General features: G+C 57.1%; 11 protein-coding genes and 2 pseudogenes. 7 read left to right on the top strand and 6 right to left on the bottom strand.

All coding sequences use genetic code 11. The annotated features are described in order from the left end of the window. Positions 1 to 67 precede the first annotated feature (67 nt). From JX360_RS12695 to JX360_RS12680, 4 genes and pseudogenes are all read left to right on the top strand, one after another. On the top strand, positions 68 to 1525 hold the full coding sequence (locus JX360_RS12695; RefSeq protein WP_244351557.1) for a bifunctional folylpolyglutamate synthase/dihydrofolate synthase: 1458 nt from the start codon (positions 68 to 70) through the stop codon (positions 1523 to 1525). A gap of 819 nt (positions 1526 to 2344) precedes the next feature. Then, positions 2345 to 2869 (top strand): annotated as a pseudogene (locus tag JX360_RS12690) (zinc ribbon domain-containing protein); the annotation flags it as partial. Between the two features lie 100 nt (positions 2870 to 2969). Continuing rightward, positions 2970 to 4166, top strand: coding sequence for an RNA-guided endonuclease TnpB family protein (locus tag JX360_RS12685; RefSeq protein WP_244351555.1), 1197 nt, complete (start codon positions 2970 to 2972; stop codon positions 4164 to 4166). Positions 4167 to 4319: 153 nt separating this feature from the next. Then, a complete protein-coding gene (locus JX360_RS12680) occupies positions 4320 to 4637 on the top strand; it encodes a hypothetical protein (protein ID WP_244351554.1) in 318 nt (105 codons plus the stop codon). 58 nt (positions 4638 to 4695) lie between these two features. Here the strand turns inward: JX360_RS12680 and JX360_RS12675 are convergent, their stop codons facing one another. Further along, a complete protein-coding gene (locus JX360_RS12675) occupies positions 4696 to 6228 on the bottom strand; it encodes a YcjF family protein (protein WP_244351551.1) in 1533 nt (510 codons plus the stop codon). A 71-nt stretch (positions 6229 to 6299) separates the two neighbouring features. Then, positions 6300 to 6824: a Coa1/Tim21 domain-containing protein gene (locus JX360_RS12670; RefSeq protein ID WP_244351549.1), complete on the bottom strand. Its 525-nt coding sequence runs from the start codon at positions 6822 to 6824 to the stop codon at positions 6300 to 6302. Between the two features lie 464 nt (positions 6825 to 7288). Here JX360_RS12670 and JX360_RS12665 point away from each other — a divergent pair, with 464 nt between their 5' ends. Next, positions 7289 to 7657 carry a hypothetical protein gene (locus tag JX360_RS12665; protein ID WP_244351547.1) on the top strand — a complete coding sequence of 123 codons (369 nt, stop codon included), beginning with the start codon at positions 7289 to 7291 and terminating at the stop codon, positions 7655 to 7657. A 10-nt stretch (positions 7658 to 7667) separates the two neighbouring features. Here the strand turns inward: JX360_RS12665 and JX360_RS12660 are convergent, their stop codons facing one another. Next, positions 7668 to 10874 carry an efflux RND transporter permease subunit gene (locus tag JX360_RS12660; RefSeq protein WP_244351545.1) on the bottom strand — a complete coding sequence of 1069 codons (3207 nt, stop codon included), beginning with the start codon at positions 10872 to 10874 and terminating at the stop codon, positions 7668 to 7670. Positions 10875 to 10877: 3 nt separating this feature from the next. Beyond that, positions 10878 to 12164: an efflux RND transporter periplasmic adaptor subunit gene (locus JX360_RS12655; RefSeq protein WP_244351543.1), complete on the bottom strand. Its 1287-nt coding sequence runs from the start codon at positions 12162 to 12164 to the stop codon at positions 10878 to 10880. A 385-nt stretch (positions 12165 to 12549) separates the two neighbouring features. Here JX360_RS12655 and JX360_RS12650 point away from each other — a divergent pair, with 385 nt between their 5' ends. Further along, positions 12550 to 13728, top strand: a complete 1179-nt coding sequence (locus JX360_RS12650; RefSeq protein ID WP_244351541.1) for a transaldolase — start codon at positions 12550 to 12552, stop codon at positions 13726 to 13728. Positions 13729 to 13851: 123 nt separating this feature from the next. On the opposite strand, the gene JX360_RS12645 is transcribed toward JX360_RS12650, so the two are convergent. Both JX360_RS12645 and JX360_RS12640 read right to left on the bottom strand, forming a co-directional pair. Further along, positions 13852 to 14961, bottom strand: a complete 1110-nt coding sequence (locus JX360_RS12645; protein WP_244351539.1) for a glycosyltransferase family 4 protein — start codon at positions 14959 to 14961, stop codon at positions 13852 to 13854. 29 nt (positions 14962 to 14990) lie between these two features. Beyond that, a complete protein-coding gene (locus tag JX360_RS12640) occupies positions 14991 to 15821 on the bottom strand; it encodes a DUF3598 family protein (protein ID WP_244351537.1) in 831 nt (276 codons plus the stop codon). Between the two features lie 280 nt (positions 15822 to 16101). On the opposite strand from JX360_RS12640, the pseudogene JX360_RS12635 reads away from it, so the two are divergent. After that, positions 16102 to 16372, top strand: a pseudogene (locus tag JX360_RS12635) (RNA-guided endonuclease TnpB family protein); the annotation flags it as partial.

Here is a 16372-nt window from a genome sequence, read left to right as displayed (position 1 = left end):
AATGGGAGCCGTGCCTAGCAGAATCTGGGCACTTGTTTTGAATTTGTTTTTGCATGGGCTGGAGTGGATGAGCTTGAGCCAAAATGATCTGCCTCTATTCCCCGTTCTCGCGCCCACACCGAACGGGATCCCTGCCGGTGCTGACGGGTTCGATGGCGCTCCGCGCCGTGCGGAGCACAGTCGCGTCAGCGGTGCGGAGCACAGTCGCGTCAGCGGTGCGGAGCACAGTCGCGTCAGCGGTGCGGAGCACAATTGGGATTGGCCGGGCTTTCTGGAGTCACTGGGCCACTTTGGGGTGGATCTCAGCCTGGAGCGGATGCAGGTGTTGTTGCAACGATTGGGGCAACCCCAGGCCGGGATCCCAGTGATCCATGTGGCGGGGACAAACGGCAAGGGATCCGTCTGTGCTTGGGTTAGCCATGTCTTGTGGGCAGCGGGCTATCGTGTCGGTCGGTATACTTCTCCCCATTTGGTGCATTGGCGGGAGCGCATTTGGCTCAGGGGGGAGTACATCTCCACCGAAGATTGGAGCCAGTCCTTGGCACAGGTGCGCGACACCTTGCAGTCCTACCCCCCCGACGAGCCTTCCCCCACCCAGTTTGAAGTCGTCACCGCTGCCGCCTGGTTGTATTTTCGCCAGCAAGCGGTAGAGGTCGTGGTGCTGGAGGTGGGGCTAGGGGGACGGCTGGATGCCACCAATGCCGGGATCGATCCGATTGTTACGGCGATTACCTCGATTGGCTGGGATCACTGGCAGCGTCTGGGCAACAGCCTGCCCCAAATTGCTTCTGAAAAAGCCGGTATCCTCAAGCCAGGGATCCCCTTGGTGTGTGCGCCACAAACCCCTGAGGTAATGGCGGTGATCCAGGCTAAGGCCGAAGCCTTGGGGATCCCGGTTCAGGTGGTTCAGCCTTTGGAGTGGGTTGGCCCGCAAACCGTCCGCTGGCAGGGATTATCCCTCTGCTTGCCCTTGACCGGAGATGTGCAACTGATCAATGGGGCGGTGGCGCTGGGGATTGTGGAAAGGTTGCGACAACAGGGCTGGTCGATCCCGGATGCTGCGGTGAAAAAAGGGTTTGACCTCACCCGTTGGCCGGGGCGTCTGCAGCGGGTGCAGATCGGATCCCAGGTATTGCTGATGGATGGAGCCCACAATTTGCCCGCCGCCCAAGCTTTACGCCGCTACTTAGATGAGACACAGCCCGGCCCCCTCACCTGGTACATCGGCATCTTGAGCACCAAGGATGTCTCCGGCATTTTGAGCACCTTGCTCCGCCCAGGAGATCGCCTCTTTACGCTGCCTATTGCGGGTCATTCCGGCATGGATCCTGAGCAACTGGCGCAACTGGCCCGAGAGCGACAACCCTACCTCACCCATGTACAAGCGCTGCCGGATCTATCGGCTTTTCTGACCCAGCTTTCTTGCCCTGAGGCTTCCACAGCTCCACCACCTGTGCTGTGTGGATCCCTGTACCTATTGGGTCAGGTGATGCAGGAGTGCTTGAGATGGGATCTCGCCCGGTAGGGACTGAAAGACGCTGTAGCCTCCATCCCGCCTGGTACAAACTTTGTAAGCTGGGAGGGTACTGGCATCCAGTTCCCTCCATACAGGTTGGGGTGGGCCAAGGAATCCACAGGGAATCCAGTTAAGATTGCAGGAGGGGCGAGGGTAGATTGGTATCGGACATCAATCTCAGGAATCTCAGGTTTGACCGAACTTTGCCGCACTCCTCATCCTCGCTCTAGCAGGATGGGGTCAAGGTAAGGCAGGTGCAGCGAAAGCGGAGGCCGCCAACAGCCCTTCGGTTAAGGGTGCTCCGCACCGCTCCGCGAGTGTCATATCCCTGCTCCTCAATGTATTGCTTGAGCACGTCCAAACTGGCTCTACCAGCAGCTGTATCCACGCTTCCCAAAAACTGGCTTCCAGTAAAACGAGCGCAAGTGTAGCGATATTCGGCAGACCTGAATGGCACTCACAATATCGCTGCCAGAGGGATGCTTAAGCTCACGTGCTGAAAGGAGAGTGAGGAACGTTCCAGCAAAAGCTCTGGACGTTCGCCTAGAAGCTGGGCTGGTTTGTGTGACCTGTGGACTCATCAGGGAGTTACAGGTTAGCACCGACACCACCACCTCGCCTCAGCAGGTGGTCTGAGCTTCATTGGATATACGAACAACCTCTCTCTGATGAGATACAATGGGACTATGAATCAAGTCCTGAATATCTCCTGTAAGCTCAAGGTGTCCGAGTCCCAAGCCGCAAAACTGGATGCGACCTTGGATGCTTTTGGGCAAGCGCTGAACTGGGTGAACCAGAACACGCCAGAGAAGATCCTCAATGACCCTCTGGGTCGTCCGGAGGACGATGCGGAGGGTTATTGTTGCTACCGCCGAAGCCCTTTCTGCCAGTGTTGCACTGGAAGATTTGACCGGGATCCGGGAACGGGTGAATCAACAGCCTCGCAATAAGACGGAACGCAGACGCAGCAACAGTTGGGCGTTCCACCAGTTGAGGTTGTTTATCTGCTACAAGGCATTGAGGTCTGGGGTCAAGGTTGTGTTTGTGGACCCTAGGTACACCAGCCAAACCTGTCACCGCTGCCTGCACATTCATCCTGATCCTGACCAGTCGTATCGTGCTCCGCACGGCGCGGAGCGCCACCGGAGGGGTAAGCAGTTCCAGTGTGGGCATTGTGGTTGGCATGGGGATGCGGATTTCAACGGAGCCAAGAACATTCGTGCTCCGCACCGCTGGCGCGACCAAGCATTGGGGGCGCTTGTAAACCGCCCTGGAGGTTCCTGGTTATCTTGCCAGATAACTGGAGGGCTACTGAAAGCCTGCGCTGTACCCGCTAGGGTCAGCGTCGGGTAGTTTACGAAAAGCAGCGTAAAGCCCCCGGTTTCTAACCGGGGGATATAAGCGCACAGGCTGAATTTATTCAGCAACAGAAATAGTACATACAATAGTCCCCATGAAACGGGTCACCACCACACTCAAGCTCAAGTTTCTTGACCTCAATGCGGTCAAAGCAGAGATGTTTAACCAGACGGTTTGTGCGACAACCGAACTGGCAAACGAACTGCTCCGCATCAGTCCGAAGGAACGAAAAGCCTTGACAACCGCCAAAGTGGTGACACCACTCAAGTCGGCCCTCTCCAACCAGGTGATTCGTGTCCTGAAGGGGAAAGCCGGCCAGCGGGTCAAACACTTCAAAGTGTTCTGGCCAGAGGTCAACAACCAAAACTGGAAGCTGCACAAAGTAGGTAGCACCTACTCGGTGAGTTTTCCCACAATTCAGGGTGACAAGCGGGTTCCCCTTGAGGTTAGCAGTTCCTACTATGCCGAGCGTCTTGAGCGCATCCTGGCCGAACAGGATTGTGAACGGGGAACCTTGAAACTCATGAAGCTACGGGGCTGTTGGTACGCGGTTGTATCTATCACTTGGGAAGTTCCCGAAGTGAAGAGTACGGAGCGACTGGGTGTTGACCGGGGGCAGAACCGTTTGGCAGTGGCGGCCACCCGTTGGGGTCGGGCGGTGTTTTTTGGGGGTGGAGAGGTAGCCTATCGTCGTCGTCGTTTCCAGAAGCGTCGTGCCCAGTTGCAACAGGCGGGTAAATACCGAGCACTCAAGCGACTGGAGCGCAAAGAAGCCCGGTGGATGAGGGCGGTCAACCACACCGTTAGCCGTCGCATTGTACGGTTTGCCAATGCGGTAAATGCAGATGTGTGGATGGAAGACCTCTCAGGTATCCGCCAATCCAGACAGAGCCAGAAGGCGCGTTCGGATGCCGGGAAATCGCGCCATACCTGGTCGTACTACGACCTGGAGTGGAAGGTTGCCTACAAGCTGGAAATGGCAGGTAGAACTCTACACAAGCGCCCTGCTGCCTACACATCCAAAACCGACCACAGGACAGGATTGATCTGCTCCGCAGGGCCGGAGGCCATTGGGAAAAGGAGTGGGCATTTGTTCACCGGGCAGGACGGGTATTGCTGTGATGCCGACTGGAATGCCGCAATGAACATTGCCCAGTGGGACGGGTTTTCGTGTCCTTTGAGTCTAAAAGAAGCCCTGCCCGTAATAGGTAGGGTCGGCTCAGGGGATGGGGTAGTTGGCAATCCCCTGAACTCCATGAATACCTTGCAGTCTAAGGTTGCAAGGGGCTAGAAGGGAGAATCCCCCGGTTTCTAACCGGGGGAGTGTCAATATGTCTTCGGCGAAGGGGTTGAGTTCTCAAATTTCCCAAGCTCCGTAGGATCCCTGAAGTCCGCCCCTAGACTCTGGGGCACTCTATACCTTAAGTAAGGTTGGTGTTGAGCGATGAAAATTTCTAGGGTAATCTCGTTTATTGCCGCTAAGTTTAAGGTTTCCCCGGAGCAGATTGAAGCTGCGCGCGTGGTTCTCCACAAGCCCCCAGCTCTTTTGGCGGTGCTCAAGTCTATTCCTCCCCTGCCCAAAGAGGTTTTGCAGGATCCCAGCTTGGTGTATAGCTATCCTGCCGCCTTCATTCAGTGGTCGAAGTGTATGCATGGCTTAGCAGACTGGGATACGGTGCCGGTGCTCAGCTATGCCGACTATGTGGCCCAGATGGAGCTGGCTTTTATGCCGACGGACATTGCTGTGAGCAACCACTCGTGACAGCCCCTAGGGATCCCTTGGCTCAGGCTTGTCCAAATGGCCCCCTCAACCCTCTCCTCTAATCCTTCTGGAAAAAAATACGCTTAGAAGCCTCTCGAACAAAGTCTTGCAGCCAGCCGGATTTTTGAGTGCTTTGCACTTGCGCCTTGACCACGGCTTGCATACCGCCTTCTCCCCAGGTTTGGTTGCGCTGGAAATACTCGATGAAACTTTTTCCAGCAATACGGGTGAGGTAGCCAGCACTGGCGGCTTGAATCGGGGCGGTGACCAGAAACCCCACCACGCTCACTTCGGCAACGGTTGCCAAAATCCCGGTGGTTAGTTGGATAGCCCCTTCCACTAGCCCTAAGCTGGCCAAGGTTTTGGCCAAGGAGAGGGCCAGTTCCCGCCCCTGTTGCAGGTTCATTTGGCAGCCGTAGACGGATCCCAGTTCCACCACCATCTGGGCGTTGATTGCCGCAATTGCCAATAAATCCACCGCCGGAATCGGGTTGGCAAACACCACGCCTGTCACAATCCACTGAAAGCGATCGATCACCTGTTCCGCCTGTTGACGCAACTGAGCCTGGATGATCCGCTTTGCCGTTTCGCCCAACTGCTGCGATTGCAACAGCGCATTGTCCAAAGCCAGGGATCCCCCTTCTGCGTAGAGCACCGCCTGAATGCGATCCTTCACCACAGCCACATCCGCCTCCGGTCGCCAGGTTTGGGATCCCACTTGGATAGGGGCCGGGGCGGCACAAGCCATCAACACATCCTGCGGTGAAATCAGAGGAGCAACCCGTTCCCGCAGGCGCTGCAACAGGATCTGCTGTTCTTCGGGGGTATAACGGTCGATTTTGTTGAAAATCAGCAGGGCCCGCTTGCCGAGGGCGATCAACTGCCGCAAGGGATCCACCTCTGACTGGCGCAAATCCCCATCCACCACCACCAGCAACAAATCGGCGGCTTCCGCTTGCGCACGGGCCTCACTTTCCCGCATCACCCCCGCCGGGCCAATCTCCAAAATGCCAGGGCAATCCATGATCTGAACCGGCTCCGGGATCCCCGGCAAGCTCCACTCGTACAGGGTGGCCGCCTCTGTGGTGCCTAGGGTGGCCCCCACCGCCCCCGCCCGCCGCCCCAGCAACGCATTCACCAAAGAGGTCTTGCCGGCCGACCCAGTGCCAAAAACCACGACCTTAAGCTGGGGCTGAGCCAGATGTTTGGCCAGCAAAGCCGACCGTTCTGCCAGCGCTGCTCGGGCCACCTGATCCTGAATCTGGGCCATTTGCGCTTCCAGCTGCGCCAGATTTTGCTGGGTGACCAGGCGTTTATCCGCCGCATTTTCCGGCAACGCTGGTCGTTGGGATCCTTCAGAGGCTTTCTCACTTGGGTGGCGACGAAACAGGAAAAGGTAGTAGAGGGAAGCCGCCAAAAACACCAGCAACAGCAGCACCAGCACCGCGATCAACAGCCCCCCCAAAATTGGGTGGTAGCGGGTGGCGTAGTACAAGTCCAGAAAAGATTGAATCAGCCAAACCAGCAGGCCCGTGAAAAAAGCCAGCAGTGCCAACAACAGCAGCAAGCGCACATAAGGAACCGACCGCATAGGCTCCAAGGCCGAAACTGACCTACTCTACCTCTATCTCTACCTGCTCAAACTCAGCCTGCACAGCTGCTCTATACCTCGGTTTCCGGCGGCAGGGGTAAGGCTTCAGGCTCGGATTCCTCCCCCTCACACCGGGATTCCCGCCCATCGGGGCCTACCACCTGAATCGGGTTGGGATCCCCATCCACCCTCACCTGTAAATCTCGCAACTGCCATTCCGTTCGCGCTCGCGGGACGGAGTCCTTTCCGGCCATGCCCCGTTCCGACTCCACAGCCACCTCCCCCGTCCGCTGTGATCCAGTGATCAAAAAGGAAAGACACACCCAACCGGCCTCTTCGCTCTCCTGGAAGCGAAGCTGAGACAGCCATCCCGGTCTTAAGGGTTCCCCCAGCCGTTCCACCACTGCTGCGTCTTGCTTCAGCGCTTCAACCGCCAACTGATAGCTGCGAAAGGCCCCGGAAGCGCGGATCCCATTCCAGAACAAGAACCCCACTCCCGCCAGCCCCAGGCTCAGCACCGCCAGCGCCCCCAGACACCCACAGCCACAACAGCGCAGCGGGGCAGCACATCCTGCCTTTTGAGGACTTTCTGACACAAGCAACCGTAAAAAACAGGACGGCCTCACCCTAACACAGCGCCGTTCTGCGCAAAATCTCAGGTATCTCTACGCCATTTGTCGGTGATGGAAATTGCTTCCTAGTTCCGTACCGCCACAGATGTAAGTCAACAACCTCAAACAACAGCTCGGAAAACATGGAATGATCAGCTCTTTTGTAGGTTCAAATAACAAATTTATGGGTCTAATTTCACACTGCGGTAAATGTCGGATCCCTCTACGCTAAATCGCTTATCCATTCCGCAACAGCTTCGGAAACCCTTATAAAGCAAGGAATCTAGAAATCAAGCCACTGGCCCCCAGCCCAAAAAAGCACCGATTTATACCTCAAAAACTACTCTCCACGGAGCGTAGAAAAGATAGGCAAAGTGCGTACATCCGATCCGCTATTCAGCGGAGTAAATAAGCGGGCGATTTGTCGAGAATAAATACAGGAAGAAACTATGAATGAGGCTAAGACCATGACTGTGCAGCAAATCATTCAATCCGCCATGATGACCGGGCTGCTCACCTCCGCTCAGGAACACGAGCTGAATGTGATGCTGTTCAAAGATGAGTGCTCCGAAGCCGACCTGTTCTTGCTGCGCCGCCTGCATCGTTGCTTACGTCAGGGATCCATCCGCCAGATCGAAACCCTCAACAACACCGTTGCCATTGGCCACTTTGGATCCCCGCTGCGCTTGGTGCCAGACCCAACCGCTCGCGTTGTTGCTACGCAGCGCTTAAGCGACAGCGGGACGGAGTCCTTAGAAACCCAAGCTCAGCCGCTTGCCCAAGGGTTAAGCCTGGTGCGCAATCCCAAAGTGGGGTGAGCAAAAGCGGCTACTGGTGTCGGGTTAGGGGCAAAGCCGGGGATTCCAGGGTGGGTAGGTCGGGGAAGGTTGGAGGTTTGGTTTTTCTCCCCATGCCATGCAGAAGGACATAGAAGCAGGGGATCACGAACAGCGTTAGCAGCGTCGCCAGCGACAGGCCGGAAAACACCACCACCCCCAGCGGTTGTAGCAACTCGGATCCCTCTCCCAAGCCCAAAGCCAAAGGGAACAGACCCAGCACCGTTGTCACCGTCGTCATCAAAATCGGGCGCAGGCGTTGTGGGGCGGCATTCAGAATGGCACTGCGATAATCGAGGCCCTGCTCCTCCCGCAGTTGGTTGGCCAGCTCCACCATCAAAATGGCGTTGTTGACCACGATCCCCACCAGTAGCACCGCCCCCACCAGCACAGTGGCCCCAACGGAGGTGTTGGTGATCAACAAGCCCAAAATGCCCCCGGAAAGGGCTAAGGGCACCGTCAGCATGATCACTAGGGGGTCGATGAGGGAGTTGTATTGCACCGCCATCACCACAAACACCAGAAAAGCCGCCAGGGATCCGAGCAGGAGCAAATTGTTGCGCAGCTCCCGGTTGGTGGCCAGGGCTTCACTGGGCAAGCGAGTCACCCCAGCCGGCCATTCCAACCCCGATAGAATCTCATCCACTTCGGCGATCGCGGCACTTTGGGTGGCCCCAGCGGTGAGGCTGCCATTCAAGATCGCCACCTGCCGTTGGTTGATGCGGCGAATTTCTCCCGGTGCTTCCGCCCTTTGCAACCGGGCTACATCCCCCAAACGCACCGGCTGACCGTTTTGTACAAACAGGGGCAATCGCTCCAGTTGCGAGGGTTGGGTAATGCCGCCGGATCCCAACTGTACCCGTACATCCATGAGGCGGTTTCCCAGTTGCAACTGGGTGGGCACGGAACCTTGTACCGCCGTTTGCACCACCCGACCCATATCTTGGGTGCTCAGGCGCAGCGGGGTAGCCCGTTCCCAATCCGGCCAGATTTGCACCTCCGGCTGGTTGTCATCCGCATCGGGGCGGAACGTAGAGAGGGTCGCCTGTTCATCCAAAGCCTGCAGTGCCATGCGACTGGCCTGTTGCAAGGCTTCCGTATCCTCCCCCTGCAACACCACATCCACCTCGGCATTCACCGCCGAATTGCGGGTGGACAGACCGCGTACACTGCCGGGGGAAACTCGAATCCGGGATCCCACCAAATTAAGCCGGTTCATTAGCCCATTGAGCCGATCCACAACTGGGCCCACCTCAGTCCCTGGTTTGAGGGTGATGTTGCTGGTACCCCGCAGCGGATTTTCAAAAGTGCTGCCCCCAAAAGCGGATCCCCCCGCTGTGGTGAAGACGTACTCCACCTCCGGTTGCTCCAACAGGATGCGATCCACCTCCTGCATGATGCGGCGGTTGGTCTCCAGGGTGGTGCCAGGAGCAAAGTTGGCGAACAGGTTCACCTGGCCGGTGCTGATGCGGGGCAGAAGCTCCTGATTCAGTTGCCCGGCCATCCAATAGCTGCCACCTCCTAAGAGCAGGAAAGCAACCAGGACCAACAACCCAGGTCGCAACAACAAGCGACCCAGCAACCGTTGATAGGCATAAGTCCCCCCGATTACCCCCTGCTCAAACCATTGCCACAACCCGAATTGTTTCAATCCACTGCTGCGGCGAATCGTGAGCAGACGAGAGGTGAGCATCGGCACCACCGTCAAGCCCACCACCAGGGATCCGGCCACTGCAAAACTGATGGTCAGGATCAACTCGTTAAAGATCAAAGACACAAAGCCGCCAATCAGCAAAAAGGGTAAGACCGACACCAAGTTGGTGGCCGTAGAAGCCAACAGGGCCGACTCCAGCTGGCGGCTGCTCTGCTCCGCCTGATCGATCACCCGTTGTTCAAACCACTGGGCGTTGCCGTTCTCCCGCGGGATCCCTTCCACCCCTTTTGCAATGTTTTCCAACATCACAATGGCGTTATCCACCACGATCCCCACTCCGAGGGCCAAGCCCCCTAGACTGATGATGTTGATGGAGAGACCAAACAGGCCCATCAGCACAATCGCCGTTAGAGTAGCCAGGGGAATGGCGATCACCACGATGAGGGTTTGTCGCAGGGATCCCAAAAACAGCAGCACCGCAATCCCCGCCAAGGCTGCCCCGCTCAGGCCGGCAGTGGCCACATTTTGAATGGAGCTGCGAATAAAGCGGGATTCATCACTGGTGGGGGTGAGGGTCATCTCAGGGGGAATAATACCCGTAGCCCGCAGTTGGTCGAGGCGACGACGGATCCCTTCTACCACCGTAATCGTGTTGGCATCCGGTTGTTTTTGAATACTCAAACGCACTGCCGGCTCCCCATTTAGGGTCACCCGTACCCCTTCGGCAGCAGGACGCACCGCCACGGTGGCAAAATCCGTTAAGCGGACGGTCGCGCCATTGGGGGTATTGAAGCGCAAAGCCTGAATGTCTTCTGGGCTACGAAACCGTCCTACTGTACGGGTTAAAGATTCAAAGACTTCCCCCCGGATACGTCCCCCGGAAATATCTTGGTTACGGGCTTGTACCTGGCTCAACACATCCGTCAGGCCCAGCCCCAAGGCTTGCATCCGCTCCAGATCCAAATCCACCTGCACTTCTTCGGTAATGCCTCCGGCCACATCCACTGTGGCGACCCCCGGCACCACTCCCAGATCGCGGGCCAATTCTTCCTCCGCAAAGCGGCGCAGCTCCACCCCTGACAAGCCGGGTGAGTTCAGGGCAAACTCGTAAACGGGCAACTGAGAAGGATCAAACTTAAAGACCGTCGGAGCGGAAACTTCATCCGGGAGTCGCCCCCTGGCTCGGTTCACCGCCGCTGTGGTGTCGTTCAAGGCTTGATCGATGTTGCCTCCTGGGGCAAAGTACAGATCGACCCGTACCTGCCCTTCGCGGGTGGTGGAGTAGATCTGTTCCACACCTTCCACCGTGGCGAGAGATTCTTCTAAAGGGCGGGTAATCTCGTCAATCGCCACCTCGGGTGTTACTCCGGCTACATCTACCCGCACCCCAATGCGAGGATAAACAATCGAAGGCAGCAGATCCACCGGCAAGCGGGTGACAAAGTAGAAGCCCATGACGATCACCGCCGAAGCCAACATCAGGGTGCCAATGTGGCGGCGAATGGCCAGCCCACTCACGCTTAGCCCGCCTCTGGGTTGAACCATGGTTTAGCTCCCTTGCATTTCAGAGATCACACTCAGCTGTACTTCTTGGCCATCCTGCAGAGGGGCAGAGCTGCGCACCACAAAGGGATCCCCCACCTCCAACCCCGATAAAACCTCTACCTGGCCATCCCGCCGTTCTCCCAGTTGCACCGGACGGGCTATCACCCGTACCGACTCCCCTTGTCGTTCCACCCCAAACACCACAGGGGATCCCTGGTGTTGCTGAATCGCACTTTCGGGCACGATCACCGGCTGATCTTCCGCCAGGCTCAACTGCACCCGCGCCAAGAGGCCACTGCCGATTCGCCCACTTGGATTGGGGATCACCACCTCGATCGGCACCAAACGCGCTTGCGGATCTGCCGCTGGGGAAATGCGGGTAATCTGGCCGGAAAAACGTTGACCGGGAAAGGCATCCAACTCCACTTGAATCGCTTGTCCCGGCTGCACCCGACCCAGTTCCAACTCGGAAAGGAGAAACTCGACTCTGACCTGGCTAAAATCTGCCACCGTCAGCACATCAGCCCCGGAGTTCAAAAAGGTACCTGGATCCGCCTGCCGCGCCAAGACCACCCCACTCAGGGGAGCCAGCAGTTGGGTATAAGAAAGTCGTTCTTGGGCTTGGGCCACCAAGGATCCCTGCGCTTCCACCTGGCGCTGGGCCGCGATCACCGCTTGTTCTTGGGTACGCACCTGTTCCTCGGCAGAACGCAGCGCTTGTTCGGCAGTGTTGGCGGCAGTGCGGGCTTGTTCCGCCTGTTGGGCTGAGACAGCTCCTTCGCTGGCCAGTTGCCCCAGTCGTTCGGCATCCGCCTGTTGTTGCATCCAATTGACGCGGGCCTGCTCCACCTGGGTGCGGGCACTACTCAGTTGCGCCTGGGCTTGGGCCACCTGCGATTCTTGGCTGGCTAGCTGAGCTTGGGCCTGGATCAAGGCGGCTTGCAACAGGGTGGGATCCAATTGCCCCAGGACTTGCCCCTGGGTGACGGGATCCCCGACATCCACCGATAACTCCAACAGCAGCCCTTCCGTGCGAGTCCGCAGCGTCGCTTGTCGCAGGGGCTGAGTGGTGCCGGTGTAGCGAAAATCAGCACTCAGGGATCCCGCTTGAGCCATCGCCACATCCACCGATACAGGGCGAGCGGCTCCCCCCTGACCTCCCACCGGACGCTGAGCCAAAGCCCAATTCGGCTGCAACACCACCCACAACAGGCCCGTGGCACAAGCTCGACCGATCCCGCTGGCTAAACTGCGTAGCCCGGAGCCCTTGGGGGTTTGAGAATACCGCATCGCCACTCACCACCGACTTGCTGACGATCATTGCCCGTGTCAGGAACCCAGATCCACAAAAACGGCAAACCTATTGGGTTTGACTACTCCCCTGGGCAAATGGTTCAAACTCTGACGGTTGATTTTGTGAACCTTTCAGGGGCTTGATTTAAGCAATCCTTCACATTTCTACACGACAAACGGGATCCCTGCCAACCGGAAGCCTAGAGAATGGTGGCTTGGGGTTAGGTTTATTGCGGCAAAGCGTCAAAAAACTTACCCTAGACCCTCCAACCTATCCAGACAATTAAGACAATCTCACGTCTGCCGGGATCCCTGACGAAAAGGAGTAGAACTGAATTAAGGTCGCCAAAGTGGCGCGTAGCGCAATCCCAAGGAGCCGGACATGAGCAAGAGCTTACTGGAGCAGTTGCGGCAGATGACTGTCGTGGTCGCCGATACAGGCGATATCAACGCCATCGAGAGTTTTAAGCCACGGGATGCCACCACCAACCCCTCTCTGATCACGGCTGCAGCCCAAATGCCTCAGTATCAGAGCATCGTGGATGAAACCTTGCTCAAAGCCCGTCAGGAAGTGGGATCCCAAGCTGAAGCGCAAACGGTGGTCTCCCGCGCCATCGATCAATTGGCGGTTGCCTTTGGTTTACGCATCTTGTCCATTATTCCCGGGCGAGTCTCCACAGAAGTCGATGCCCGCCTCTCCTACGACACCGAAGCCACTGTGGCCAAAGCCCGCTATCTCATCGAGCAGTACAAAGCTGCTGGAGCGGATCCCAGTCGAGTTTTGATTAAGATCGCCTCCACCTGGGAAGGGATTCGGGCTGCCGAGATCCTCGAAAAAGAAGGGATCCACTGCAACCTTACCCTGTTGTTTGGGCTGCACCAAGCCATTGCTTGTGCAGAAGCAGGCGTTAAGCTGATTTCACCCTTCGTGGGCCGAATTTTGGACTGGTACAAGAAAAATACCGGCAGGGAGAGCTATCCGCCTGCCGAGGATCCGGGTGTGCTCTCCGTTACGCAGATCTACAACTACTTCCGCAAATTTGGTTTCCAAACGGAGGTGATGGGGGCCAGCTTCCGCAACATCGGTGAAATCATAGAGTTGGCCGGTTGCGATCTGCTCACCATTTCCCCTGCCCTACTGACAGAGCTACAAAATACCGAAGGGGAGTTAGTGCGCAAACTGGATCCGGAAAAAGCCCGAAGTTTGGATATTCCCCGTCTGGTGATCGACAAGGCAACCTTCGATCAAATGCATAGCGAAAATCGCATGGCTGCCGAAAAACTGGAAGAAGGGATCCAGGGCTTTTCCAAAGCGTTGGTTGCTCTGGAGAACCTGCTCACCGAACGGCTACACAAGCTAGAGGGCAACAGAGAAATCGTCACCCACGCTGCCCAGGATGTATTTCGCGTCTATGACCTAGATGGAGATGGCTTCATCACCCGCGAGGAATGGATGGGAGCAGATCGCGTGTTTGATGCCCTTGATGCCAATCAGGACGGCAAAATCACCCCTGAAGAGATGTTGGTAGGGTTAGGGGCAGCCGTCTACTTAAAAAGATAAGTAGGAAGTACAGCCCTTTGCGCCATACGCTAGCGCGTCTGTCTCCAACAGGCTGCGCCAACGCCTCTCGTCCTACAGACAACCCGGAGGGGGGCATGACCACCCCAAACTGAGGCCAAACAGCTAAACGGGATCCCTGCAAATTTGCCTATCCCAGGCCAGAAACCGTTCCGCCATCACGTTCAGAGAATAGTGCTGCTCAGCCCGTTGGCGGCAGTGGTGCCTGTCGATGCGATCCAGGCGACCCACAGCATCGACGAGAGCCGGCACATCATCGGGATCCACCACCCAGCCGGTTTCGCCATCCCTGACAATTTCTGCCGGCCCGCCACGGCGATAGGTGATTACAGGTACGCCACAGGCTAAGGCTTCTACCGCCACCATACCAAAGGCTTCGATCCACTTGGGGGTCATGACCAAAGCCGAGCACTGGCCCAAGATTTGCTGCATGTGGCGGGTGGGCAAAAACCCGCGGTAATCCAGTTGCGCTTGGGGATAGTTAGCCTGGATTTGCTGCCAATAGGCCGGATCCTGGAGATGGCCCAAGATCACCACCGGGATCCCGGTCTTTTCCGAGAGGGCGGCACAATCTTCCAAGCCTTTCTCCGGGGCAATGCGGCCCACCCAAGCCAGGGATCCCTTGCCGTGGGGGACAAAGTCATACTGCTGTAGATCCACCCCGCACGGCAAATAGACAAAGGGATCCCGGCCCTCTAGCATCCCCGCCTGAGCAAAGGCAAAGGTTTGCCCCTGGGCACGGGAATGCACCGCCAGCCGATCGGGGTAGGTTTGGGCAATGTGTTCTAGAGCTTGATCCACAGCGTTATTAAGGGATCCCATGCTGATGATGTGGGCGACGGGGGTACGGAAAAAATCCGTCAGATAAAAGGAGAGCCAGTCGTAGCTCCAGTTCACAATCAGGTCAAAATCATCCTGCATTTGGGCCGCCCGTTGCCAGAGATGGGCCAACAGCGAGGGGGTATCAATCTGCACCGGCGCATCCCGCCTTTGGCTTTGGGCATACCGAGGGGGTAAACCTGCCACTGGTTCAATCACAGTCGGTGGCAAGCCGGCAATGCAGGATCCCTGCGGCGCCAACACCCGCATCTGGTACCCCCTGGCCATCAAAGTGCGAGTTAAATTGGCAAGATTCAGTTCCACCCCACCCCCCGCCCCGGATCCCAGAGGCCCAACAGGGGTAGAAAGGAACAGATAGCGACGTGGCTGAGTCATGCAGGGAGATGGAGATTTGGGTTCCATTTCTACGGATGCAGGCAGGACTCCACCACTAGGGTGGCGCTCACCCATTCCCCCCGCTCTCCGTAGGAACGGATGACACGCTGCCGCCGTCCTTTGGCCCACAGCCAGCCTACTTCGACTGAGAAGGGGTGGCGGAAGGAGATCTGCAACGGTGTCAGGCTGGAGGTGCCATCGGGTAACAAGAGCAACTGCTTAGGCGGGTCTGTGTCCTGGAAGTGTAGGCAGCACCCGTCGATAACCGCTGTACCTTGCAGCTCTTGCCCTGCCCAGGCAGCGTGGTAGAAAAGCTGGTTCCCCTCCTGCTGGATGCGCAGGTGGGTTGTCACTTCCGTAGAAGGTCGCCCATCGGCATAGACAGTGTAAGCAGTGCCCTGCCATTCTCCTAACAGCTGCTCCACCGTCAGCGGCGGTTGCTCCTGGGCATCAGTGCCAGCGCGAAACTCCCGGATCAGCGTCATGGACTGCAAGTGCTGGTCTTTGTCATAGAGTTGGACAAACCGTAGGCGGCGATTGCCCTGCACAAAACCATACTCTGCCCCAAACTCGGCAAAAGGAGCCACCTGCAGGGATCCCTTAGAAAAAGTCCCGTTGGGAAAAAAGACATTCAGGTGGCCAATGCTGCTGTATTCCTGCTCCAATTGACTGGTGGGGGGCGCATCCAGTCCTTGGGCAAACCGCCGCAGCTGAAAGCGCACCCGCCGCCCCCCTTCCACATCTTCCAGCACCAGGATAGAGGGCACAGAAGGGCCTAGCTCCCCTGTCGGCATGACGCTGGTAAAGGATCCATGCCACTCCCCTAGGTTTTTGCGGAAGTTGTCCCAGTTGCTGCTCATGGCCAATTGCTCACTTTGCGCCGGTAGAACGCTGGGCCTCAGTTGAAGATTTTGAATGCCTCTGTTGTTACAGGTTATAGCCATTCCATCCCTTCTTGGCCCCTGCATATCTGCAAACCACTCAAGTGGATCCCTATAGGAGGGTGCTGTGTGATCTGAGGCTGTGAGAGCGACCGCCACTTTACGAAAAGCAGCGTAAAGCCCCCGGTTTCTAACCGGGGGATATAAGCGCACAGGCTGAATTTATTCAGCAACAGAAATAGTACATACAATAGTCCCCATGAAACGGGTCACCACCACACTCAAGCTCAAGTTTCTTGACCTCAATGCGGTCAAAGCAGAGATGTTTGCCCAGACGGTTTGTGCGACAACCGAACTGGCAAACGAACTGCTCCGCATCAGTCCGAAGGAACGAAAAGCATTAACAACCGCCAAAGTGGTGACACCACTCAAGTCGGCCCTCTCCAACCAGGTGATTCGTGTCCTGAAGGGGAAAGCCGGCCAGCGGGTCAAGCACTTCAAAGTGTTCTGGCCAGAGGTCAACAACCAAA

It is taken from the genome of Thermostichus vulcanus str. 'Rupite' (genome assembly GCF_022848905.1).
Lineage (GTDB): Bacteria > Cyanobacteriota > Cyanobacteriia > Thermostichales > Thermostichaceae > Thermostichus > Thermostichus vulcanus_A.
This window is presented reverse-complemented; position numbering and strand designations above follow the sequence as displayed.